The 20,706-nt window shown below is 67.3% G+C and carries 16 protein-coding genes; 9 read left to right on the forward strand and 7 right to left on the reverse strand.

All coding sequences use genetic code 11. The annotated features are described in order from the left end of the window. The first annotated feature begins 151 nt into the window (after positions 1-151). Positions 152-2,122 (forward strand): threonine--tRNA ligase, encoded by a 1,971-nt coding sequence (thrS, locus tag NNZ72_RS07280; protein ID WP_257314495.1) that lies wholly within the window; start codon positions 152-154, stop codon positions 2,120-2,122. Positions 2,123-2,457: 335 nt separating this feature from the next. Here the strand turns inward: thrS and hspQ are convergent, their stop codons facing one another. Next, positions 2,458-2,790 carry a heat shock protein HspQ gene (hspQ, locus tag NNZ72_RS07285; RefSeq protein ID WP_257314545.1) on the reverse strand — a complete coding sequence of 111 codons (333 nt, stop codon included), beginning with the start codon at positions 2,788-2,790 and terminating at the stop codon, positions 2,458-2,460. A 91-nt stretch (positions 2,791-2,881) separates the two neighbouring features. Between hspQ and NNZ72_RS07290 the strand changes: the two genes are divergently transcribed. Both NNZ72_RS07290 and NNZ72_RS07295 read left to right on the forward strand, forming a co-directional pair. Continuing rightward, positions 2,882-3,820, forward strand: a complete 939-nt coding sequence (locus tag NNZ72_RS07290) for a hypothetical protein (protein ID WP_257314496.1) — start codon at positions 2,882-2,884, stop codon at positions 3,818-3,820. A gap of 11 nt (positions 3,821-3,831) precedes the next feature. Continuing rightward, positions 3,832-4,863: a TAXI family TRAP transporter solute-binding subunit gene (locus NNZ72_RS07295; RefSeq protein ID WP_257314497.1), complete on the forward strand. Its 1,032-nt coding sequence runs from the start codon at positions 3,832-3,834 to the stop codon at positions 4,861-4,863. 175 nt (positions 4,864-5,038) lie between these two features. On the opposite strand, the gene NNZ72_RS07300 is transcribed toward NNZ72_RS07295, so the two are convergent. The 6 genes from NNZ72_RS07300 to NNZ72_RS07325 form a co-directional block, all read right to left on the reverse strand. Further along, a complete protein-coding gene (locus NNZ72_RS07300; RefSeq protein ID WP_257314499.1) occupies positions 5,039-6,565 on the reverse strand; it encodes a caspase family protein in 1,527 nt (508 codons plus the stop codon). After that, positions 6,565-8,133, reverse strand: coding sequence for a caspase family protein (locus tag NNZ72_RS07305; protein WP_257314501.1), 1,569 nt, complete (start codon positions 8,131-8,133; stop codon positions 6,565-6,567). Before NNZ72_RS07305 ends, NNZ72_RS07300 begins: the two co-directional genes overlap by 1 nt. Beyond that, positions 8,130-9,011 carry an OmpA family protein gene (locus NNZ72_RS07310; RefSeq protein ID WP_257314502.1) on the reverse strand — a complete coding sequence of 294 codons (882 nt, stop codon included), beginning with the start codon at positions 9,009-9,011 and terminating at the stop codon, positions 8,130-8,132. The genes NNZ72_RS07305 and NNZ72_RS07310 overlap by 4 nt, the downstream gene beginning before the upstream one ends. Before the next feature lie 75 nt (positions 9,012-9,086). Next, positions 9,087-12,374, reverse strand: coding sequence for a c-type cytochrome (locus NNZ72_RS07315; RefSeq protein ID WP_257314503.1), 3,288 nt, complete (start codon positions 12,372-12,374; stop codon positions 9,087-9,089). A 50-nt stretch (positions 12,375-12,424) separates the two neighbouring features. Further along, positions 12,425-13,666 carry a ferredoxin reductase family protein gene (locus tag NNZ72_RS07320; RefSeq protein WP_257314508.1) on the reverse strand — a complete coding sequence of 414 codons (1,242 nt, stop codon included), beginning with the start codon at positions 13,664-13,666 and terminating at the stop codon, positions 12,425-12,427. Positions 13,667-13,875: 209 nt separating this feature from the next. Next, positions 13,876-14,034 carry a hypothetical protein gene (locus NNZ72_RS07325; protein WP_257314510.1) on the reverse strand — a complete coding sequence of 53 codons (159 nt, stop codon included), beginning with the start codon at positions 14,032-14,034 and terminating at the stop codon, positions 13,876-13,878. 246 nt (positions 14,035-14,280) lie between these two features. On the opposite strand from NNZ72_RS07325, the gene NNZ72_RS25435 reads away from it, so the two are divergent. The 6 genes from NNZ72_RS25435 to pdhA all read left to right on the forward strand — a co-directional run bounded on the left by NNZ72_RS25435 (position 14,281) and on the right by pdhA (position 20,691). Then, positions 14,281-15,780, forward strand: a complete 1,500-nt coding sequence (locus NNZ72_RS25435) for a M10 family metallopeptidase (protein ID WP_306766219.1) — start codon at positions 14,281-14,283, stop codon at positions 15,778-15,780. Positions 15,781-15,858: 78 nt separating this feature from the next. Then, a complete protein-coding gene (locus tag NNZ72_RS07340; protein WP_257314512.1) occupies positions 15,859-16,749 on the forward strand; it encodes a VOC family protein in 891 nt (296 codons plus the stop codon). A 1-nt stretch (position 16,750) separates the two neighbouring features. Continuing rightward, complete coding sequence (gene kdsA, locus NNZ72_RS07345; RefSeq protein ID WP_257314513.1) at positions 16,751-17,590, forward strand: 3-deoxy-8-phosphooctulonate synthase; 840 nt, start codon at positions 16,751-16,753, stop codon at positions 17,588-17,590. A 92-nt stretch (positions 17,591-17,682) separates the two neighbouring features. Then, positions 17,683-18,957 carry a phosphopyruvate hydratase gene (gene eno / locus NNZ72_RS07350; protein ID WP_257314514.1) on the forward strand — a complete coding sequence of 425 codons (1,275 nt, stop codon included), beginning with the start codon at positions 17,683-17,685 and terminating at the stop codon, positions 18,955-18,957. Between the two features lie 241 nt (positions 18,958-19,198). Further along, positions 19,199-19,507 carry an FtsB family cell division protein gene (locus NNZ72_RS07355; protein ID WP_257314517.1) on the forward strand — a complete coding sequence of 103 codons (309 nt, stop codon included), beginning with the start codon at positions 19,199-19,201 and terminating at the stop codon, positions 19,505-19,507. A 149-nt stretch (positions 19,508-19,656) separates the two neighbouring features. Next, entirely contained in the window at positions 19,657-20,691 is a 1,035-nt protein-coding gene (gene pdhA / locus NNZ72_RS07360) for a pyruvate dehydrogenase (acetyl-transferring) E1 component subunit alpha (RefSeq protein WP_257314518.1), read from the forward strand. Positions 20,692-20,706 lie beyond the last annotated feature (15 nt).

Consider the following 20,706-nt stretch of genomic DNA (forward strand, 5'->3'; position numbering starts at 1 on the left):
TAGTGTCTTTCCTTCATTTATAGCGCCAACTGCTTGCCTCTTCCAATCGTCTGGTTTTCCTCGTATACCGCCCGACGCACGCGCCGGTCTTTCCGGCCTTACCCTCGCATACCACCCGCATTCGTTGGCGGGACTGGATAGGAGATCCTCGATGTCTGCACCCGTTTCCCTGACTTTCCCCGACGGTTCCGTCCGCGATTACCCCGCGGGCTCGACCGGCCGCGACGTGGCCGAGGCGATTTCCAAGTCGCTCGCCAAGAAGGCGGTCGCGGTCGCGCTCGACGGGACCCTGCGCGACCTCTCCGATCCCGTCACCGACGGGCGGATCGAGATCGTCACCCGCGACGACGACCGCGCGCTGGAGCTGATCCGCCACGACGCCGCCCACGTGATGGCGGAGGCCGTGCAGGAGCTCTGGCCGGGTACGCAGGTGACGATCGGGCCGGTCATCGACAACGGCTTCTACTACGACTTCGCCAAGGACGAGCCCTTCACGCCCGACGACCTGCCGAAGATCGAGAAGCGCATGAAGGAGATCATCCAGCGCAACAAGCCCTTCACCAAGGAGGTCTGGTCGCGCGACAAGGCGAAGGAGGTCTTCGCCTCGAAGGGCGAGAAGTACAAGGTCGAGCTGGTCGATGCGATCCCCGAGGGGCAGGACCTGAAGATCTACTACCAGGGCGACTGGTTCGACCTGTGTCGCGGGCCGCACATGGCCGCGACCGGCCAGATCGGCACGGCCTTCAAGCTGATGAAGGTCGCGGGCGCCTATTGGCGCGGCGATTCGAACAACCCGATGCTGACGCGCATCTACGGCACCGCCTGGCGCACGCAGGATGAGCTCGACACCTATCTCAACATCCTCGCCGAGGCGGAGAAGCGCGACCACCGCCGGCTCGGCCGCGAGATGGACCTCTTCCACTTCCAGGAGGAAGGGCCGGGCGTCGTCTTCTGGCACGGCAAGGGCTGGCGCATGTTCCAGACGCTCGTCGCCTATATGCGCCGCCGTCTCGCCGGCACCTACGAGGAGGTGAACGCGCCGCAAGTGCTCGACAAGTCGCTCTGGGAGACCTCCGGACACTGGGGCTGGTACCGCGACAACATGTTCAAGGTGACGGTCGCCGGCGACGAGACGGACGACGAGCGCGTCTTCGCGCTGAAGCCGATGAACTGCCCGGGGCATGTGCAGATCTTCAAGCACGGCTTGAAATCCTACCGCGAACTGCCTGTCCGGCTTGCGGAATTCGGCAACGTGCATCGCTATGAGCCCTCCGGCGCGCTGCACGGGCTGATGCGCGTGCGCGGCTTCACGCAGGACGATGCGCACGTCTTCTGCACCGACGAGCAGATGGCGGCCGAATGCCTGCGCATCAACGACCTGATCCTCTCGGTCTACAAGGATTTCGGCTTCGACGAGATCACCATCAAGCTTTCGACCCGGCCGGAAAAGCGCGTCGGCTCCGACGCGTTGTGGGATCGCGCCGAGAGCGTGATGAAGGAGGTGCTGGGGACCATCCAGCAGCAGTCGAACAACATCAAGACCGGCATCCTGCCGGGCGAGGGCGCGTTCTACGGGCCGAAGTTCGAGTATACGCTGAAGGACGCGATCGGCCGCGAATGGCAGTGCGGCACGACGCAGGTCGACTTCAACCTGCCGGAACGCTTCGGCGCCTTCTACATCGACCAGGCGTCGGAAAAGCGCCAGCCGGTGATGATCCACCGCGCCATCTGCGGCTCGATGGAGCGTTTCCTCGGCATCCTGATCGAGAACTTCGCCGGCCACATGCCGCTGTGGATCTCGCCGCTGCAGGTGGTCGTCGCGACGATCACCTCGGAGGCGGACGACTATGCGCGCGAGGTGGCGGAGAAGCTGCGCGACGCCGGCATGACGGTGGAGACCGATCTTCGCAACGAGAAGATCAACTACAAGGTCCGCGAGCATTCCGTGACCAAGGTGCCGGTCATCATCGTCTGCGGCAAGCGGGAGGCGGAGGAGCGCTCCGTCAACATCCGCCGCCTCGGCTCGCAGAACCAGACGGCGATGTCGCTCGACGAGGCGATCGCCTCGCTCTCGTTCGAAGCGATGCCGCCGGACCTGAAGCGCAAGGCCGGCAAGGCCTGACGGGCGCCGAGCCAGGCGGGCCCCCTCGTGGTCCGTCCGGCGATGCGCTACAAGACGCAGGTTCGGGGAAGCAGCAGGCGCCGCGCCGGCCGGCGCGACCGGTGAGGATGAGCCGCACCGGCCGCGGCAGAGACTCTGTTCCCCAACACGCGCGATCGCTATGCGGTGGAAGCCATTCAGCATCACGCTGACGATACGGAAAACCCGCACGAGCTGGCAGGCAAGCGTGCGGGTCCTATTCCGTAAGTAGGCGAAACGAGATCAGGGGTTCGTGCCCTTGGTCTCACTCCAGCATTATAGGTCTCTCGGCTGGCCTCTTCAATCCATCGCCGCCCTCAGTGAAAAATGCCGGACTGCTGTTTCCAGCGGTAGTGGCCGTCGGCGACGTCCATCAGCGCCAGCACCTGCGGGTGGCGGATGGGCCTGCCGCTGTCGTCCGGCACGAGGTTCTGCTCGGAGACGTAGGCGACGTATTCCGTCTCGTCGTTCTCGGCGAAGAGATGGTAGAACGGCTGGTCCTTCGCCGGGCGGATCGCGGCGGGAATCGCGTTCCACCACTCCTCCGTGTTGGCGAATTCGGGGTCGATGTCGAAGACGACGCCGCGGAAGGGAAAAATCCGGTGGCGGACCACATCGCCGATCGCAAATCTTGCACTTCGCATCTTCATGGACATACCTGCCTTTCCCTATATATTTGGGACTATTGGCGGAAACATCAATAGCGCCGCCCTTTCGGCGCGGTCACGCGGGTTCGGCACGATGAGCAATCCCTGGGGCAGGAACGGCGGCGGCGCGGTCGCGCGCAGGAGCGGCGCGGGCGTCGTGCTCTTCGCTTCGCTCGTCTGCCTCGCGCTCGGCGGCGCGGCGGGATACGGCCTCGTCCGCCTGACGGAACGGGGCGACGCCGCCGGCGAGATCGCCGCGCGCGACGAGACGATCGCCGATCTCACCCGGCAGGCCGAGGCCCGCGGACGGGAGGCGGAGGAAAGCCGTCGCGACGCGGAGGACCTGCGGAAGGAAAACGACGAGCTCAGGCGGCAGGTGGAGGCGCTCGGCGCGGACCGCGGCGAGCCCGATGCCGCTCCGGCGGCCGAAAACCTGCGGCTGACGCAGGAGGTCGTGCCGGGGCTCGAGAAGGAGGCGAAGCTCGCCGCCCAGCGCGCCGCCGACGCCGAGGCGCTCCGCCGCCGCGCCGAGGAGACGGTCCGCGAGCGCGAACGGCAGATCTCGCTGCAGGCCGACCGCATCGCCCGGCTGGAGAAGGAACTCCGGCAGGCGGGCGCCGAGAAGGAGCTTGCCGGCCATCTGGAGATCGAGCGGCTGGGGAAGGAAACGGCCGATCTCCGCCGCGACCTCGACGCGGCGCTCGCCGAGATCGTCCGCAAGGACAAGGAGCTCGCCGCGCTGCAGGAGGCGGCCCGCGCGGCCGCGAGCCGGCCGGCGGAGAAGGTCGGCGGCGAGCCCGCGCGCGACAACGGCAAGCCCGCCGACAGCCGCAGCCCGCGCAACGCCGCGCTCGTCGCGCTGGCGCTGGAGGCGACGCCCGGGCTCGACCGGCTCTCGACCGACCAGCGCGGCCTCCTGGAGCGCACGCTGGTCTCCGGCGAATGCGTGACGAACGCGCTCGGCGCCGTCTTCTCGCGCGTGCCGGTGCTCACGCTGCGCAACCTGATGCGCGACCTCGAAAGCGACTGCTAAGGAGTTCTCCGATGAAACGATCTGTTCTGGCGGCCGCCATTGGCCTCGCCCTTTCGACGGGGTACGCGCAGGCGCAGGCCTTCGAGCGCAACATCATGACCGGCGGGCCGCAGGGCACCTATATCCAGATCGGCCGCGACATCGCCCGCCTCGGCGCCGAGTGCGGCCTGTCGCTCAACGTCGTGGAAAGCGCCGGCTCGCTCGAAAACTTCGTCGGCGTGCGCAACCGGCGCAACACCCAGTTCGGCATCGTCCAGAGCGACGTGCTCGAATACCTGAAGACCTTCGAGGCGAACGATCCGGAGGTGCAGAAGGCGGTCAAGGGCGTGCGCATCATGTTCCCGCTCTACAACGAGGAGATCCACGTGCTGGCGCGCCGCGACGTCGGCTCGATGAAGGACCTCGCCGGGCGCAAGGTCGCCGTCGGCAGGAAGGACAGCGGCACCTTCCTCACCGCGACGCTGATCCTCGACATCCTGCAGGTCAAGGCCGGCGAGCGGCTCGACATCAATCCGGACGAGGCGCTGCCGAAACTGCTTTCCGGCGAGATCGACGCCTTCTTCTACGTCGCCGGCGCGCCGGCCGCGCTCTTTTCCGAGAACGCGATCGACGGCGGGAAATTCCATCTCGTGCCGATCACCGAGGCGCCGCTGCTCGCCACCTACACGCCGTCCCGCATCGAGGCGGGCACCTATTCGTTCCAGGGCGAGCCGGTCGACCTCGTCGCCGTCAAGGCGGTGATGATGACCTACGACTACGACGTCGGGCGCAACGCCTATCACCGCGAGAGCTGCAGGACCGTCTCGGATTTCTCGAGCCTCATCCTGACCGGGCTCGACCGGCTGCGGGCGACCGGGCATCCGAAATGGAAGACCGTCGACCTCACCGCGCTGCCGCCGGGCTGGCAGGTCGGCGTCTGCGTGAAGGCCGGCATGGCGCTCGACTACAAGCCCGCCTGCAATGCGCCGGCCGCCGGCGCCGCGGGCGCGGACGACAGCAACGAGGAATACCTGAACCTGCTGAAGCAGCGGCTGAAGCAGTAGGCGGAAGATCGTCGCGCCGTCGATCGGGGCTTGCTCCTCACCCTGACCTCTCCCCGTAAGCGGGAGAGGGGACCTGACTTGCAAAACAAGGAGGTTCGGGAAGCCGGTGCGGCATCTCTCCTTCTCCCCGCAGCCAAGGAGAACGCGGCCGGCAGGCCGGATGGGGGCTGGCGCCTCAATAGATCGTATATTTCAACAGCCCCAGCGACCATTTCACGCCGCGGTTCTCGGCCTCGCGCGTCCAGGTCTGCTGGAGCGTGCCGGCGATGTCGGCGATGGTGGAGCGGGCGTCGAGGCTTTCGGTCAGGCCGTAGCTTGCCGGAGCGACCTTGCCGAGATCGACGTCGTCGGCGACGACGATCGCCACGAGGATGCTTTCGCCCGATCCTTCCGCCTCGAAGTCGAAGCCGTAATAGTCGTCGGGGATGGTGAGCGGCACGCCCGGCGAGAGCGCGGTGACCTTCTTCGCCACCTCGTTCGGGAAGATCTGCGTCGCCTTGCCCTCCTTGTCGACGTCGAAGAGCAGCAGCTGACCGCCGGTGCCGCTCGTGACGGTGATCCTGAAGACGTCGCCGTTCTTCAGGTAGTCGGGCGCGAGCGTTATCCTGACGTCGCCGGTTTCCGGCCTGCCGAGGATGTCGCCGACGGCGGCGACGGGATCGGCGGCGACATAGGCGGCCTGCTGCGCCTCCTCCACCTTGACCGTCTCGTAGGCCGGCGTCTGCTGGCTCTGCGTGCCGGCGGCGGCCCCGTCCGGCGTGACGACGCTCGCGCCGAGCAGCGCGTAGTTCACCTCCAGCTGCGGATCGAGCGCCTGGCACTGCGGCTGCAGGGCGCAATAGGCCTGCGACTGCTTCTTCACATATTCCAGGAGCTCGGCGTTCGAGACGATGCCGTTGCCGTTGCCGTCGGCGGCCGACGGATCGTGGCCGGCGATGTAGGAGGCGGTGAAGACGCCGTGGCGCTCCTCCGGCGGCAGCCGAGTGTCGTCCCAGGCGACCTGGTAGGAGGCCGCAGCACTCCAGGCCTCGATGCCGCTCTCCTTGACGCGCTCCGGCTTGTCGACCACGGCGACGTCGATGCGGAGACCGCGCGTCTTGACCGCCTCGGCCGGCTTGGCGAAAGGCCGCGGCAGGAAGCGGGCGCTCTCCATCGCCTCGCCGGCATCGACGGAGAGCGAGCGGGAGATCGTGCCGGAATGGCAGGCGTCGATCACCAGCGAGACCTTGCGGTCCTTGAGCTTGACCAGCATCGCGTCGATGTCGTCGTCGAGGATGACGTTCGTCCAGTCGCCGTCGCCGGCGGCGATGTCGTAGGTGGAGAGCGCCTCGTCCAGGCCGTCCTCCTCGTCGCCGCTGACGTCCTTCACCTGCAGGCCGTGACCGGAGAAGTAGAGATAGGCGCGGTCTCCGGGCCGGGTGCCGGCGACGAGCCATTCGTCGATCGCCGACAGGATCGCCGCGCGTGTCGCCTCGGCGTCGCGCAGCACGCGGATGCCCTCGGGCGCGAAGCCGAGCCTGTCCTTCAGCAGCGCCTCGATGGCGCCGACGTCGTTCTTCGGTCCCTCGAGGAACATCTTCTCCGGCAGCGACCGGTAGGTGCCGATGCCGATCAGCAGCGCCCGGTCGGCCGCCGCGGCGGCCGCGCCCGAGGCAAGCAGCGCCGCGGCGGCGAGGAGGAGCGAGGCGACGTGGCGGATCATCACAGCGTTTCCCGCGTATAGAGGGGTTGGATGGCGACGCTCGCCTCCCTGCCGTCGAGGCGGGTCAGGAGCGCCTGGAGCAGGGCGGCCGGCGTCGCGGCGCGGTCGGCGAGCACCGCGCCGATCGCGTCCACCGGCTCGTCGGTCGAGATCACCACGAGATGGTCGGCGCCGTAGGGCTTGACGATCTCCACGTCCGTCAGCTTGAACTCGGCGCTGTTCGTGCCGGCCGTCTGCATGTCGAGGAATTGCACCTCGCCGGTATTGGCGAGGTTGAAGACCAGCATGTTGCCGTAGCGGCCGGGCGGGGCGTCGAAACGCAGGCGGTTGCCGGCGGCGTAGATGTCGCGCACCGGCGACAGCGAGACGGCGCCGGGGTTCTGGCTCGCCATCGCCTTCAGGAGGTCGAGCAGAACGAACTTGTCGACGACGGACTGGATCCGGTCCCGCCCGACGTTCTCGGCCGCCACGTCGCCGTTCGGCGTGTAGAAGGTGCCCGTCGCCACGTCCCACCTGAAGGGCGTGCCGCTGCCGTCCGCGTTCGCGGGCCTGTCGCCGCCTCCGGCGATGTCGAGCGCGATGCTGCCGGTCCAGCCGAGGTCGCGGGCGGACTTCACCGGCCGCGGCGTCGCCGCCGCCTGTTGGTCCCCGCCCGCCTGTGCCGATCCGTCGGCCGCCGGCAGGCCGCGCGTCAGCCGCACCACGACCTCGCTGTCGGAGCGGGCGATCTGCGGCGTGAAGTTCGGCACCTGCAGCGCCTCGGACTGGTTCTTGACGTTGGAGAAGACGTAGTCCTCGAGCTCGATGCGGGTGATGACGCCGTCGCCGTTGCGGTCGGCGCTGCCTTCGACGGCCCGGGCGAAGCTCCAGCTCAAGGCGCCGCGCGGCTCGCCGTCGATGATGACCTCCGGCGTCGGCTGGCTTTCCAGCGAGGCGGCGAGGACGGTCACCTGCTTGAAGGCGTTCTCCTTGAGGTTCGCGCCGGCGATCGCCTCCTGCGAGGGCGGAGACAGCTTGACCGTGACGGCCGGCGCAAGCCGCGTCTTGCCGGTGACGGACCGGCTCATGCCGCCGGAAAAGCAGCTGTCGGAGACGAAGAGGACGTGTACGCCCTTGCTCTCGGCCTCCGCGAACCAGGCGTTCATCTCGTTGTCGACGATGATCTCGTTCTGCGTCTCCGCCATGCGGCTGCGGTCGAAGCCGGGAAGCTGGAGGAACTCGTCGAGGCCGTCCGCCTCGTCGCCGGCGATGAGCTCGGGCATCTGCGCGCCGTGGCCGGCATAGGTGAAGATGATCGTGTCGCCGGCGACCGACCGCTCGACGAGATCGGTCCAGGCCTTGCGGATCGCGTCCTTGCGTGCCTCGGCATCGACGAACTTCACCGCCTGGAAGCCCGCCGCGACCATCGACCCGTAGACGTCCTCGGCATCCTTCACCGCGCCGTCGAGGCTGACGTCGTGCGGATACTGGTCGATGCCGACGACGAGCGCATAGGTCTCGGCGGCGAGCGCCGGCGCGGGCAGGGCGGCGGCGAGCAGGAGCGCGAGGAGCCGGCTACACACGCTCATGGCTCCACGTCCACGTCGACGCGGCGGTGGAGCTGGTTCAGGGTCTCCGTGTCGTAGGCCGTGGCGTCGTCGGGCTTGAACGGCTCGTCCTCGCCCTTGCCGACGGTGGCGATCCTGCCGGGGAAGCCCGCGGTCTGGAGATAGGCCGCGAGCGTCTCGGCGCGCGCGAGCGAGAGCCTGTAGTTGGATTCGGCGGAGCCGACCGGGTCGGTATGGCCGATCAGGGTGATGGCGGCTGGCTTCACCGACTTCAGGCATTCCGCCAGGTCCTTCGCCGCCTCGACGCCCTCCGGCGTGAAATCGGCCGTGCCGAAGACGTAGCGCACCGGCGTCGACTTCTTCTTGATGGCGACGCCGCGGAAGGAGACCTTGCAGCCGCCGCGCATGGCGAGCTGCACGGGCCGCGGCGAGGCGAGGCGCATCTCGCCGGCGAGCCGGTCGAGCCGCAGGATATAGTCGGGATCGGGCGCCATCCAGTCGGGCGTCAGCGTCTCGTTGGCGCCGTCCTCCAGCGCGAGCTGATAGAGCCGCGCCGCCGCCTCGTAGTCCTTGCGCTCGCGGGCGAGGTCGCCGAGTGCGTCGAACACCTGCCAGGGGCCGCCGAACCGCTTCTGCAGGTCTTCCAGGTCCGCCTGGTGGTCGGAGAGCCGGCCGCCGTTGCCGACGTCCGTGGCGATGCGGTTGAAGGTCGTCAGCGCGGCGACGCGGCCGACAAGCGTCCGCTCGTTCGCGCTGCAGGTGGTTCCGTCGGCCGCCGCGGCGATCGTGCGGGCCTTGTCTTCGTCGCCGGCGTTGAAGGCCTCGACGACGCCCGTCACGGCCTCGCAGGCGGCCGCGGCGGGCAGCGCGCCGGCCAGAACGAAGAATGTCACCGCCATCGATCGCATCAGCATTGTCTGTCGAGCCTCCATCCTCTCAAGCCTGGGGCGGGGCCCGAAGGCCCCGCCCGCTTCTCAATAGTCCCTGATCTCGAACGTGACCATCTGCACGCCGGCCGCGCCGTTGTCCTTCTCGGCCTGCTTGGCGAGGTTGATCGCCAGCCCCTTCGTCGGCGGCTGCCTGGAGCTTGCGACCAGCTCCCGGGCCTTCTCCGCCGTCAGCTTCTGGTCGCCGAGCCCGCCGGCGCGGCAGAAGGCGACCATCGTCTCGGCCGACGAGGGCGAATCGAAGGTGAGGTCGCCGGTGCCGGGCTGCGGGATGAGCCGCTGCTCGCCGGGGTTCAGCACGGTGTTGCCGATCATCACGTCGGGAATGATCTCGACGTTGCCGGTGTCCTCCACATACATGACCTGCAGCTCGCAGGCATGGTTGGTGGAGAGCTCGAAGCTGAGTTTGTCGCCCACCTTCGCCGTGGTCGAGGGCACCCGGAGCGCGAGCTTCACCTTCTCCGCCTGCGCCTTGTCGTCCTGCTTGTAGGCGGGGACGGGGTAGGCGACGGCGCCGGCATACTGGTCGCCGCTCGCGGCCTCGCCCTGGGCGGACTGCTGGTAGGCGTCCGCCTGGTGGCCCGCGTCGCCCTGCGCCTGGTAGGCGCCGCTGCCGGCATTCGCCACGTCGACATTGGCGCCGCGCTTCAGCGGACGGAGCTGCATCAGCGGCTCCAGCATGTAGGCGAACTGGTCCTCGACCTCGACGCGCGGGATCGTCGCGCCCGATTCCAGCGTCGCCACCCAGTCGATGCCGACGCGCAGCGCATTGACGTCGGTGAGGCGGCGGATGTCGGAGGCGAACTGTTCCGGCGTCATGTCGAACTCGGCGGCGAGCTGCTCGAAGTTCAGCTCGTCCTCGTACTTGTCGGCGAAGTAGGTGAAGATCTCCGCGCCGCCCGGCGCCTTCAGGCTGGTCTTGCCGCCGTCCGGCGTCGGCTCGGTGATGCCGAGATGGTCGAGCGCGGCGACGAAGCGCTCGCGGTCGCGCTTGTAGGCCTCGTCGAGCTCCTCCTGCGGCACGTAGAGCGCCAGCAGCACGTCCTGCTGGTCCTTGGAGAACAGCGTCGACGTCTCGATATGCTCGCGGATCTGGTCGCGCTTCGACAGGATGCCGTCATAGTGGCAGTCGAAGCACGAGCGGGCGTTGATGATCTCGACGCCCTTGCCGATCGGCCGCTTGCGGAAGGAGACGATCGCCGTCGGGCCGACGTCGAGCTGGGCGCCCTCGGCGGTCGAGAGATAGTAGCCCTGCAGGCCGTTCGGAAGCGAGAAGACCATTTCGCCGCCGTCGTGCTCGAAGGACTGGAGGCCGGCTTCGAGCTTCAGCTCCTTCGGCCCGTGCGGGAAGCGCTTCAGCACCTGGCGGCCGACGTCGCCGCCGAAGTCGTAGGACTTCCAGTAGTAGCCGCCGAAGGGCATGTCGTGCCGCTCCAGCATGCGGTTGTGGTCGGAGACGCCGGAGGAGCCGTCGGCGAAGCCGGCGCGCAGGACCCGGCCGCGATGGATGTTCTGGTCGACGTCGATCTTGAAGCGGGTCTCGAGCTCGCGGATGTGCGTCGGCAGCTTCATCAGCCGGTTGTAGACCTTGGGCCGCGCGCCGTTGCTCATGAACCAGTCGATGCGCATGATCGGGAGCTGCGTCTCGGTCGCCTTGGCGAGCGCGTGCAGCGAGGCGTCGCTGGTCGGGTCGACCCCGTAGAAATACTCGTTGATCAGGAAGTCGTAGTCGTCCACCGACCATTCGAGGTCGCGGATGTCGACGCGCACGAGCAGGCCGTCCGATCCCTCGACCTCCTCCGGGATGACGAGGTTCGGCCCGTAGGAGAGCGAGTTCAGCAGCTTCTTGAAGCCGCCGGCGAGCACCGTCATGCGCTTGAGGAAGGTGGCGTGAGTCTCGCAGCCCATCATGCCGTTGTACTGGTCGCGGTAGCTGAAGTAGCGCATGAAGGGCTGGTCGCGCTCGTCGACCTTGGAAATGTCGCGCAGCGCCAGCTCGATGAAGTCGCGGTAGCCGATCATCGGCCGGGAGCGCTCGACCTTCGTCACCGCCGCCGTCTGGATGTCGGCCTCGGCGAGCGAGTTGATCCAGGTCGCCAGCGTCTGCACCTCCTCGTCGCTCGGGCGCTTGCCGAGCGGCATGCGGCCGCTGGTGACGCTGGTGTAGAGCAGCGACTTGGCGGCGTTGCCGGGCGTCACGAAGGCGGCGTTGGCGGCGATCGAGGCGAGGTCGCCGGACGGGAACGAGCCCTGCGAGCTCTCGCCCGGGCCGTGGCAGTTGCGGCAGTACTTGCCGATGAAGGCGTCGGCCGCCGCGGCGGCTTCCGCGTTGCCGCCGCCGAGCGAGGCTTCCGCCGTCGCCTCGCTGCAGACCGGTTCGGTCGAGGTGGCGACCGGCGTCGCCTTCACCTCGCGGTCGGCGAGGAAGGCGTACATCGCCTGGCGGTCCTCGTCGGAGAGCACCGAGAGGCCCTGGGCGATGCGGCGCATGACCGGGTCGGAGAGCGGCGAGCCGGACAGCTTCTTGCCGTCCTCGATCAGGCCCCTGGTGAAGACCTCGAAGGAGGCGAGCCCCGACATGCGCGCCTTGGTGATGTCCGGCGCCACGGCGCCGGTCAGGCCCTTCTCGCCCTCGTAGGCGCGGGCGAGGTCGAGGCCGTAGGTGGTGGTGCGCGGCGTGTGGCAGTCGCCGCAGCCGCCGACGTTCTCAACGAGGTAGCGGCCGCGCTCCATCTGCGTCTCCTCGCGCGGCTGGTAGGCGGCGACGGTGAAGTGGCTGCGCTTCCACAGCGTGATCGTCGTCTGCCGGCTGAAGGGGAAGGCGATCTCGTGTTCCTTCGAGACGGCGTCGGACTGCGGCAGCGTCTCGATATAGGCCTTCATGTCGAGCACGTCCTCCGGCTTCATGCCGCCGTAGGACGTGTAGGGCATGACCGGATAGAGGTGGTTGCCGTCGCGGTCGAGGCCGTTCATGACGGCATTGAGGAAGTCGGCGTTCGACCAGCCGCCGATGCCGTTCGGATGGGCGGAGATGTTGGGCGCGAAGAATTTCCCGATCGCCGTCTGCATCTCCATGCCGCCGGAGAGCAGCCCCGTGTTGTCGCCGGAGCCGTGGCAGGCGCCGCAGCCGGCGGCGCTGAACATGTAGCGGCCGTTGTCGGCGTCGGGCTTGTAGGTGGAGAAGGCGTCGGCCGCGAAGGGATCGCGGGCCGAGGCCCCTGCCGGACAGAGGACGGCGAGCGCGAGGCCGGCCGCTGCCGCAAGCCGGACGGCGAAGCGGCGCGAGCGCGGGAAGTCTGGTGCGAACATGCTCATGGCTTGTTCCTTTCGCTCCGATGGAGGCCGGCGCGCCGGCTGGAAGACTGTCAACGAAACTCGAAACGCTCGAACTCGACGCGGCGCGGCGGCTTGCCGAGCTCCTTCAATCCCTTCTCGATGGCGAGCCGCAACGGCGGCGGGCCGCAGAACCACAGGTCGGCCTCGCCCGGGTCGATCGGCGCGCCGGCGACGAGCTTGGCCGCGTCGAAGCGGCCGTCGGTCGCGGAGTTGTGCAGCACGAAGCTGAAGTTGCCGAGCTTTTCGGCCTGCGTGCGGAAGGTGTCGAGGCCGATCGCCTCGGCACCGTCGCGCACGCAATAGACCATGTGGATGTCCTGCCCCTCGTCGCCCGTAAGCCGGCTCGCCATGGCGAGGAACGGCGTGACGCCGATGCCGCCGGCAAGCCAGATCTGCTTGCTTCCGCCGCGCCTGTGGTTGAAATGGCCGTAGCCGCCTTCGAGCGTCAGCCGGTCGCCGACGGCGACGGCCTCGCGCAGGGCCCTGGTGTAGTCGCCGAGCGGCTTGATGGCGAAGCGCACCGTGCCGTCGTCCTCGATCCCCGCGATCGTGAAGGGATGCGGCTCGCGCAGCCCGCTCTTGTCGACGCGGAAGAAGCCGAACTGACCGGGCAGCGCCGAGAGCTTCCGCCCGGCGGGTTTCGCCGTGATGATGGTCGCGCCGTCGTGGCGGTGGACGTCGACCACCTCGTAGCGGCGGGTGCGCAGCCAGGGCAGGAGCTGGGTGTAGAGGTAGCTCGCGATGCCGATCGCCGCGAAGAGGTTGAGATAGGTCGCCAGCAGCGCCGTGCCGTCATAGGGCCGCTTGATGAACATCTGATGGAAGGCGACGAGGATGAAGAGGATGCCGATGAAACGGTGCGTCACGCGCCAGTAGTGATAGGGGAACTGCAGGCGCGTCTTCGGGATCACCTTCACGAGGCTCAGCACGATCAGGAAGACGAAGCCGTAGAAGGCCCATTCGCCGAGCGTCGCGGCGAGGATGTTGAGGCCGCTCGTCACCGCGAGGCCCTGGAAATCCGGCGTCACGAAATAGTGAACGCCGATGAGACAGAGGATGGCGATGCCGAGCTTGCGGTGGAAGTGGTAGATGCGGTCGAGGCCGCCGAACAGCTTTTCCACCACCGGCGGGCGGGTCGCCATGAACTGGGCGATGGCCATGGCGACGAAGGCCATGGAGGAGGCCATCAGCGAGAAGGTGGTTCCCGGATTGGTATGGCTGACGGCCGGAACGGCGATGAGGCCCGCAAGGGCGACCAGGATCGTTGCCACGATGGAACCCGCAGTCAATTTCCACCCCCTCAAGCGAAACCGGACCGGTCGGCCTATGCCGCGGGCATGCTGTCAATGCCCATGACGTTCGTCAACCGCAATCCTCCTATCGACGGGCGGCGCGTCGGCTTTATTCGGGAGGAAGGAGGCAACGGAAAAAGGCGCCTTGCGGCGCCTTCCGGGTCAGGGGCGGAGGGGTGGCCCGCCGCTCAGGGCGACATCGCCTCGAGCGCCTGGCGGGCGCGCTCGGCGAGCGGATGATCGGGATGGCGGGCGATGAAGAGCTCGAGCGCGGCGCGCGTTCCCTTCGCGCTCAGGACCTCGTACTCGGCCGCGACCGCCGCGTCGGGGTCGCCCGGCGGGCGCATTCCGCCGGCCTTGCCGGCCGCCGTAGACGAAGCGGCAAGGCCGAAAGCTACGCTCAAGCCGCATAAGGCAAACATTAACTTCCGGCAGAATAGCATGTGGACCTCGTTCGTCGTTGTGCAAGAGTATGATGACTTTCATGGCTTTTTACGGGCGATTCGGGTCGCAGGACCATTGTTCGCGCGGTTGACGCCCGTTCAATACTTCGCCCGGGCGTTCCAACCGGATTTTTATAGGGGGATATTTCAATGACAGGCACCGGCAAGACCACGAAGACGATCGGTCTCACGTCCAGCAATTCGATCAATGGCGTCCTGTCCGGCTATGCGTGGGCCGGCGGTTCGATCACCTATGCCTTTCCCACGTCGTGGAGCACCTACGGCGGCAGCGACTACAGCGGCGACAACGAGCACCTGAACGGCTTCGGTGTGTTCTCCGCCAGCCAGAAGGCGGCGGCCAGGTACATGCTCGACAACGCGTTCGGCAGCAGCGCCAACAACGGCTTCTCCGTCGAGGGCTTCACCAACCTCAGGATCGGTGCGGGCAGCAATTCGAGCGCGAACCTGCGCTTCGCCATGTCCAACGACCCCGAGGCCGCATGGGCCTACTATCCGTCGGAATCGGAGGAGGGCGGCGACCTCTGGTTCGGCTATGAATACAACGACGACACGCCGGTGGCCGGCAACTACGAGTGGACGACGATCCTGCACGAGATCGGCCACGCGCTCGGCCTGAAGCACGGGCACGAGAACGAGGGCAAGTTCAAGAGCCTGCCGTTCCACGTCGATTCGATGGAATATTCCATCATGACCTACCGGGCCTATATCGGCGCGCCGGTCAGCGGGGGCTACGGGAACGAGGAATACGGCTATGCCCAGACCTACATGATGCTCGACATCGCCGCCCTGCAGCGCATGTACGGCGCGGACTTCTCGACCAATTCCGGCAAGACCGTCTACAAGTGGAAGCCCGGCAGCGGCGACACCTACGTCAACGGCAAGGTCGGCATCGACGCGGCCTCCGGCGCGGATGCCAACCGCATCTTCGCCACCATCTGGGACGGCGGCGGCACCGACACCTACGACCTCACCGCCTACAGCAGCGGCGTCCGGATCGACCTGCGTCCCGGCAAGCACTCCGTCTTCAGCGACGCCCAGCTCGCCTTCCTCGGCGGCGGGCCGAACGACGGCTTCGCCCGCGGCAACATCTTCAACGCGCTCCTCTACAAGGGCGACGTGCGCTCGCTGATCGAGAACGCGAAGGGCGGCAGCGGCGGCGACCTGATCGCCGGCAACCAGGCGCGCAACACGCTCTACGGCAACGGCGGCAACGATAAGCTCTACGGCTTCTCCGGCAGCGATAAGCTATCCGGCGGCAGCGGCCACGACAAGCTCTACGGCGGCACGGGCAAGGACAAGCTCTACGGCAATTCCGGCAACGACCGGCTCTCGGGCGGATCGGGCAATGACCGGCTCGACGGCGGCAAGGGCAACGACAAGCTCACCGGCGGCTCGGGCGCGGACGACTTCGTCTTCCGGAAGGGCTACGGCCGAGACACGATCGTCGATTTCAAGAACAATGTCGACGACATCGACCTGCGCTCCTACGGCTTCTCGAAGGTCAGCCAGGTGCTTTCCAGGGCCGATCAGGTGGGCAGCGACGTCCATATCGAGCTGTCGTCGACGGACGTCATCATCATCGAGGACTTCCGCCTGAAGAATCTCGATTCCAAGGACTTCCTGCTCTGACGGACCGTCGCCGGCGCTTGCATTGAAAGCGCAAAGCATGCAAAGCACGCGCATCAGGAACACGACCGGATGCCGCCCATGACCGTGAGTTCGAGAACGCCCCGCCCGATCGACCATCTGGTGCTGCCGGTCTCGGACCTCGCGGTGGCGCGGGCGCGGCTTGCCGCGCTCGGCTTCACCGTGGCGCCGGACGCGCGCCACCCCTTCGGCACGGAGAACTGCTGCGTCTTCCTCGCCGACGGCAGCTATCTGGAGCCGCTCGGCATCGCCAACCGCGAGGAATGCGAGGCGGCGGCGCTCGCCGGCAATTCCTTCGTTTCGCGCGACCAGGCCTTCCGCTTCCGCCGCGGCCTGGAAGGCTTTTCGGGCATCGCCATGGCGACCGGCGATGCGGCGGCCGACGACGCGCGCTACCGCGCGGCGGGGCTTTGCGGCGGCGCCATGCTGGAATTCTCCCGCGGCATGCTGCTGCCGGACGGCGGCAAGGCCACCGGCAGCTTCCGGCTCGCCTTCGCGGCCGACGCCCGTTCGCCCGATTTCTTCTTCTTCGCCTCCGAGCGCGTCGTCGCGCTGCCGTCGGACCGCGCGGCGCTGGAGCGCCACGAGAACGGCGTCGTCGCGCTCGCCGAGGCGGTGCTGTCCGAGCAGAACCCGACGGACTTCCAGTATCTCCTGCAGGAGGCGGCCGACGAGCGCGAGGTCGAGGCGCTCTCCTTCGGCATGTCGGTGGAGACGCCGCGCGGGCGCATCACCGTGCTGAACGCCGCCGGCCTCGAAGGCTTCTACGGGATCGCGCCCGCCGGCGGCGACCGCGGCCTCAAGGGCGAGGCGGTCGTCTTCCGCGTCGCGGACCTTTCACACTGTCGTCATATGCTTCTGGCACGCGGCATTGCCTTCACGGAGCGGGACGACCGTCTCCTCGTGCCGCCCGCCCCCGGGCAGGGCGTCCTTTTCGTCTTCGGAGAATGACATGAAAGCCAATTCCACCGTAATCGCCGGCGCGGGCGAGAAGTCCGTGAGCTTCTCGCAGGCCGGCCGTCTCGCGCTGATCGCCGGCCCCTGCCAGATGGAGAGCCGCGACCACGCCTACATGATCGCCGGCGCGCTCTCCGAGCTTTGTGCGAAGCTCGGCATCGGCCTCGTCTACAAGTCCTCCTTCGACAAGGCGAACCGCACCTCGCTGTCCGGCAAGCGCGGCATCGGCCTGGAGAAGGCGATGGAGATCTTCGCCGACCTCAAGACGGATTTCGGCTTCCCGGTGCTGACCGACATCCATACCGAGGAACAGTGCGGCCTCGTCGCGCCGACGGTCGACATCCTGCAGATCCCGGCCTTCCTCTGCCGCCAGACCGACCTTCTCGTCGCAGCCGCGAAGACCGGCCGGGTGATCAACGTCAAGAAGGGCCAGTTCCTCGCCCCCTGGGACATGAAGAACGTGCTCGCCAAGTTCACCGAGAGCGGCAATCCGAACGTGCTGCTCTGCGAGCGCGGCGCCTCCTTCGGCTACAACACGCTCGTCTCCGACATGCGCTCGCTGCCGATCATGGCCGGGCTTGGCGCGCCGGTCGTGTTCGACGCGACCCATTCGGTGCAGCAGCCGGGCGGGCAGGGCGGTTCCTCCGGCGGCCAGCGCGAGTTCGTCGAGACGCTGGCGCGCGCGGCCGTCGCCGTCGGCGTCGCCGGCGTCTTCATCGAGACGCACGAGGATCCGGACAACGCCCCCTCCGACGGGCCGAACATGGTGCCTCTCAAGGACATGCCGCGGCTCCTGGAGAAGCTCCTCGCCTTCGACGCGGTGGCGAAGGCGTGAGGGGCCGGCCGGGACATCCGGCATTGTAATTTCCCGGCGATCGGCTAAGACAGATTTCAATCGATTTATAACCCCGAACCAGGACGATATCCATGACCGCAATCATCGACATCACCGGCCGCGAGATCCTCGACAGCCGCGGCAATCCCACCGTCGAAGTGGACGTGCATCTGGAGGACGGCAGCTTCGGTCGCGCGGCCGTGCCGTCGGGCGCCTCGACCGGCGCGCACGAGGCGGTGGAGCTGCGCGACGGCGGCAAGCGCTACCTGGGCAAGGGGGTCGAGAACGCGGTCGCCGCCGTCAACGGCGAGATCTTCGAGGCGATCGGCGGCCTCGACGCCGAAGACCAGATCCTCGTCGACCAGACGATGATCGAGCTCGACGGCACGCCGAACAAGTCGCGGCTCGGCGCCAACGCCATCCTCGGCGTCTCGCTCGCCGTCGCCAAGGCGGCGGCCGAATCCGCCGGCCTGCCGCTCTACCGCTATGTCGGCGGCCCGAACGCCCGCGTCCTGCCGGTGCCGATGATGAACATCATCAACGGCGGCGCGCATGCCGACAACCCGATCGACTTCCAGGAGTTCATGATCGTGCCGGTCGGCGCCGACACGCTGCGCGACGCCGTGCGCATGGGCTCGGAAGTGTTCCACACGCTGAAGAAGCAGCTCGCCGCCGACGGCCACAACACCAATGTCGGCGACGAGGGCGGCTTCGCGCCGGGCCTCGCCTCCGCGCCCGCCGCGCTCGACTTCATCATGACGTCGATCGAGAAGGCCGGCTACCGTCCGGGCGAGGACATGTTCATCGCGCTCGACTGCGCCTCGACGGAATTCTTCAAGGACGGCAAGTACGTGCTCGAAGGCGAGGGCCGCACGCTGGAGCCCGGCGCCATGGCCGACTACCTGGCGGAGCTTGCCGGCAGGTACCCGATCTTCTCGATCGAGGACGGCATGGCGGAAGACGACTGGGACGGCTGGAAGGCGCTGACCGACAAGATCGGCAAGACGGTGCAGCTCGTCGGCGACGACCTGTTCGTCACCAATTCCGCCCGCCTTCGCGACGGCATCAAGATGGGCGTCGCCAACTCGATCCTCGTCAAGGTGAACCAGATCGGCTCGCTCTCCGAGACGCTCGACGCCGTCGAGACGGCGCACAAGGCGGCCTATTCCGCCGTCATGTCGCACCGTTCCGGCGAGACCGAGGATTCGACCATCGCCGACCTCGCCGTCGCCACCAACTGCGGCCAGATCAAGACCGGCTCGCTCGCCCGCTCCGACCGCACCGCCAAGTACAACCAGCTGATCCGCATCGAGGAGCAGCTCGGGCCGCAGGCGAAATACGCCGGCCGCGCCATCCTGCGCGGGTGAGAAGGGGCTGCCCCTCATCCCGCTGCCGGGACCTCTCCCCGCAAGCGGGGACAAGGGGCATGCCGGATCCGTTTCCCGGCTTTCGGGAAAGCATCGCCAAGCCTTCCTTCTCCCCGCTTGCGGGGAGAAGGTGCCGGCAGGCGGATGAGGGGCCGGTTTTTCCCCTGCCCTCCGTCGTGGTCAACGGTCGGTTAACCGCTTGCCGCTAAGCTCGTCCCCGTATTGCGTATCGGGGTACCGCATGTGGACCAAACATCACAAGAAGCGCAGGTTCGGCCGGCTGGTTCTTCCGGCGATCACCGTCGCTTTTCTCTCCTACTTCGGCTATCATTCGATCCACGGCGATTTCGGCCTGGAGGGAATGGAGGAGTTCGAGCGCCAGCGGGTGGAGCGCCAGGCACGCCTGGACGTGCTCGTCCGCCAGCGCCAGATACTGGAGAAAGAGGTCGCGCTGATGAGCGACGGGTCGCTGGAACGCGACATGCTGGACGAGAAGGCGCGCTTCTCCCTGAACCTTTCGCGTGCCGACGAGATCGTCATTTTCCACTGACGGAGTGGATTAACCGGAATTCGGTTAATCAAAAATCCCCGTTCAGAATCAGATGTTTGTGGCGAATACAAGGCATGCAAATATAGCATTGCTGCTCGGTTCATTCTCCCCTATGGTTTCCGCAACCGACAAACAATGGGGAGGAAGGGATGGCTCCGCGTAAATCCGCGTCCACGTCCAGCCGCAAGACTGCGAAGAAGGATTTCAACGGCGACATCATCGCCGATTTCTCCAAGGAAGACGATCTCAAGGCCTATCGCGAGATGCTCTTGATCCGGCGTTTCGAGGAGAAGGCCGGCCAGCTCTACGGCATGGGCTTCATCGGCGGCTTCTGTCACCTCTACATCGGCCAGGAGGCCGTCGTCGTCGGCATGCAGATGGCGCTGAAGGACGGCGACCAGGTCATCACCGGCTACCGCGACCACGGCCACATGCTCGCCTGCGGGATGAGCGCGCGCGGCGTGATGGCGGAGCTGACCGGACGCCGCGGCGGCCTTTCCAAGGGCAAGGGCGGCTCCATGCACATGTTCTCCAAGGAGAAGAACTTCTACGGCGGCCACGGCATCGTCGGCGCGCAGGTCTCGCTCGGCACGGGGCTCGCCTTCGCCAACCGCTACCGCGGCAACGACAACGTCTCGCTCGCCTATTTCGGCGACGGCGCGGCCAACCAGGGCCAGGTCTACGAGAGCTTCAACATGGCGGCTCTCTGGAAGCTGCCGGTCGTCTACATCATCGAGAACAACCGCTACGCCATGGGCACCGCCGTCTCGCGCGCCTCCGCCCAGACCGACTTCTCCGAGCGCGGCGCCTCCTTCGGCATCCCCGGCTACCAGGTCGACGGCATGGACGTGCGCGCGGTCAAGGCCGCCGGCGACGAGGCGGTGGAACATTGCCGCTCCGGCAAGGGTCCGATCATCCTCGAAATGCTGACCTATCGCTATCGCGGCCATTCCATGTCGGACCCCGCGAAGTACCGCTCCAAGGACGAGGTGCAGAAGATGCGCTCGGAGCACGACCCGATCGAGCAGGTGCGCGCGCGCCTCCTCGACAAGGGCTGGGCGAGCGAGGACGATCTCAAGCGGATCGACAAGGACGTCCGCGACATCGTCGCCGACAGCGCCGATTTCGCGCAGTCCGATCCGGAGCCGGATGTCTCCGAACTCTATACCGACATCCTGCTGTAATCCGGGGAGGGACGA

This window comes from Shinella pollutisoli (assembly GCF_024609765.1).
Taxonomy (GTDB): domain Bacteria; phylum Pseudomonadota; class Alphaproteobacteria; order Rhizobiales; family Rhizobiaceae; genus Shinella; species Shinella pollutisoli.

Bases quoted from the DNA above. Each gene is read 5' to 3' on its own strand.
- eno (WP_257314514.1), top strand. From the start codon at position 17,683: ATGACCGCAATCATCGACATCACCGGCCGCGAGATCCTCGACAGCCGC.
- NNZ72_RS25435 (WP_306766219.1), top strand. From the start codon at position 14,281: ATGACAGGCACCGGCAAGACCACGAAGACGATCGGTCTCACGTCCAGC.
- NNZ72_RS07290 (WP_257314496.1), top strand. From the start codon at position 2,882: ATGAGCAATCCCTGGGGCAGGAACGGCGGCGGCGCGGTCGCGCGCAGG.
- NNZ72_RS07300 (WP_257314499.1), bottom strand. From the start codon at position 6,565: ATGATCCGCCACGTCGCCTCGCTCCTCCTCGCCGCCGCGGCGCTGCTT.
- NNZ72_RS07315 (WP_257314503.1), bottom strand. From the start codon at position 12,374: ATGAGCATGTTCGCACCAGACTTCCCGCGCTCGCGCCGCTTCGCCGTC.
- kdsA (WP_257314513.1), top strand. From the start codon at position 16,751: ATGAAAGCCAATTCCACCGTAATCGCCGGCGCGGGCGAGAAGTCCGTG.
- NNZ72_RS07310 (WP_257314502.1), bottom strand. From the start codon at position 9,011: ATGGCGGTGACATTCTTCGTTCTGGCCGGCGCGCTGCCCGCCGCGGCC.
- NNZ72_RS07325 (WP_257314510.1), bottom strand. From the start codon at position 14,034: ATGCGCCCGCCGGGCGACCCCGACGCGGCGGTCGCGGCCGAGTACGAG.
- pdhA (WP_257314518.1), top strand. From the start codon at position 19,657: ATGGCTCCGCGTAAATCCGCGTCCACGTCCAGCCGCAAGACTGCGAAG.
- thrS (WP_257314495.1), top strand. From the start codon at position 152: ATGTCTGCACCCGTTTCCCTGACTTTCCCCGACGGTTCCGTCCGCGAT.
- NNZ72_RS07295 (WP_257314497.1), top strand. From the start codon at position 3,832: ATGAAACGATCTGTTCTGGCGGCCGCCATTGGCCTCGCCCTTTCGACG.
- NNZ72_RS07340 (WP_257314512.1), top strand. From the start codon at position 15,859: ATGACCGTGAGTTCGAGAACGCCCCGCCCGATCGACCATCTGGTGCTG.
- hspQ (WP_257314545.1), bottom strand. From the start codon at position 2,790: ATGAAGATGCGAAGTGCAAGATTTGCGATCGGCGATGTGGTCCGCCAC.
- NNZ72_RS07305 (WP_257314501.1), bottom strand. From the start codon at position 8,133: ATGAGCGTGTGTAGCCGGCTCCTCGCGCTCCTGCTCGCCGCCGCCCTG.
- NNZ72_RS07355 (WP_257314517.1), top strand. From the start codon at position 19,199: ATGTGGACCAAACATCACAAGAAGCGCAGGTTCGGCCGGCTGGTTCTT.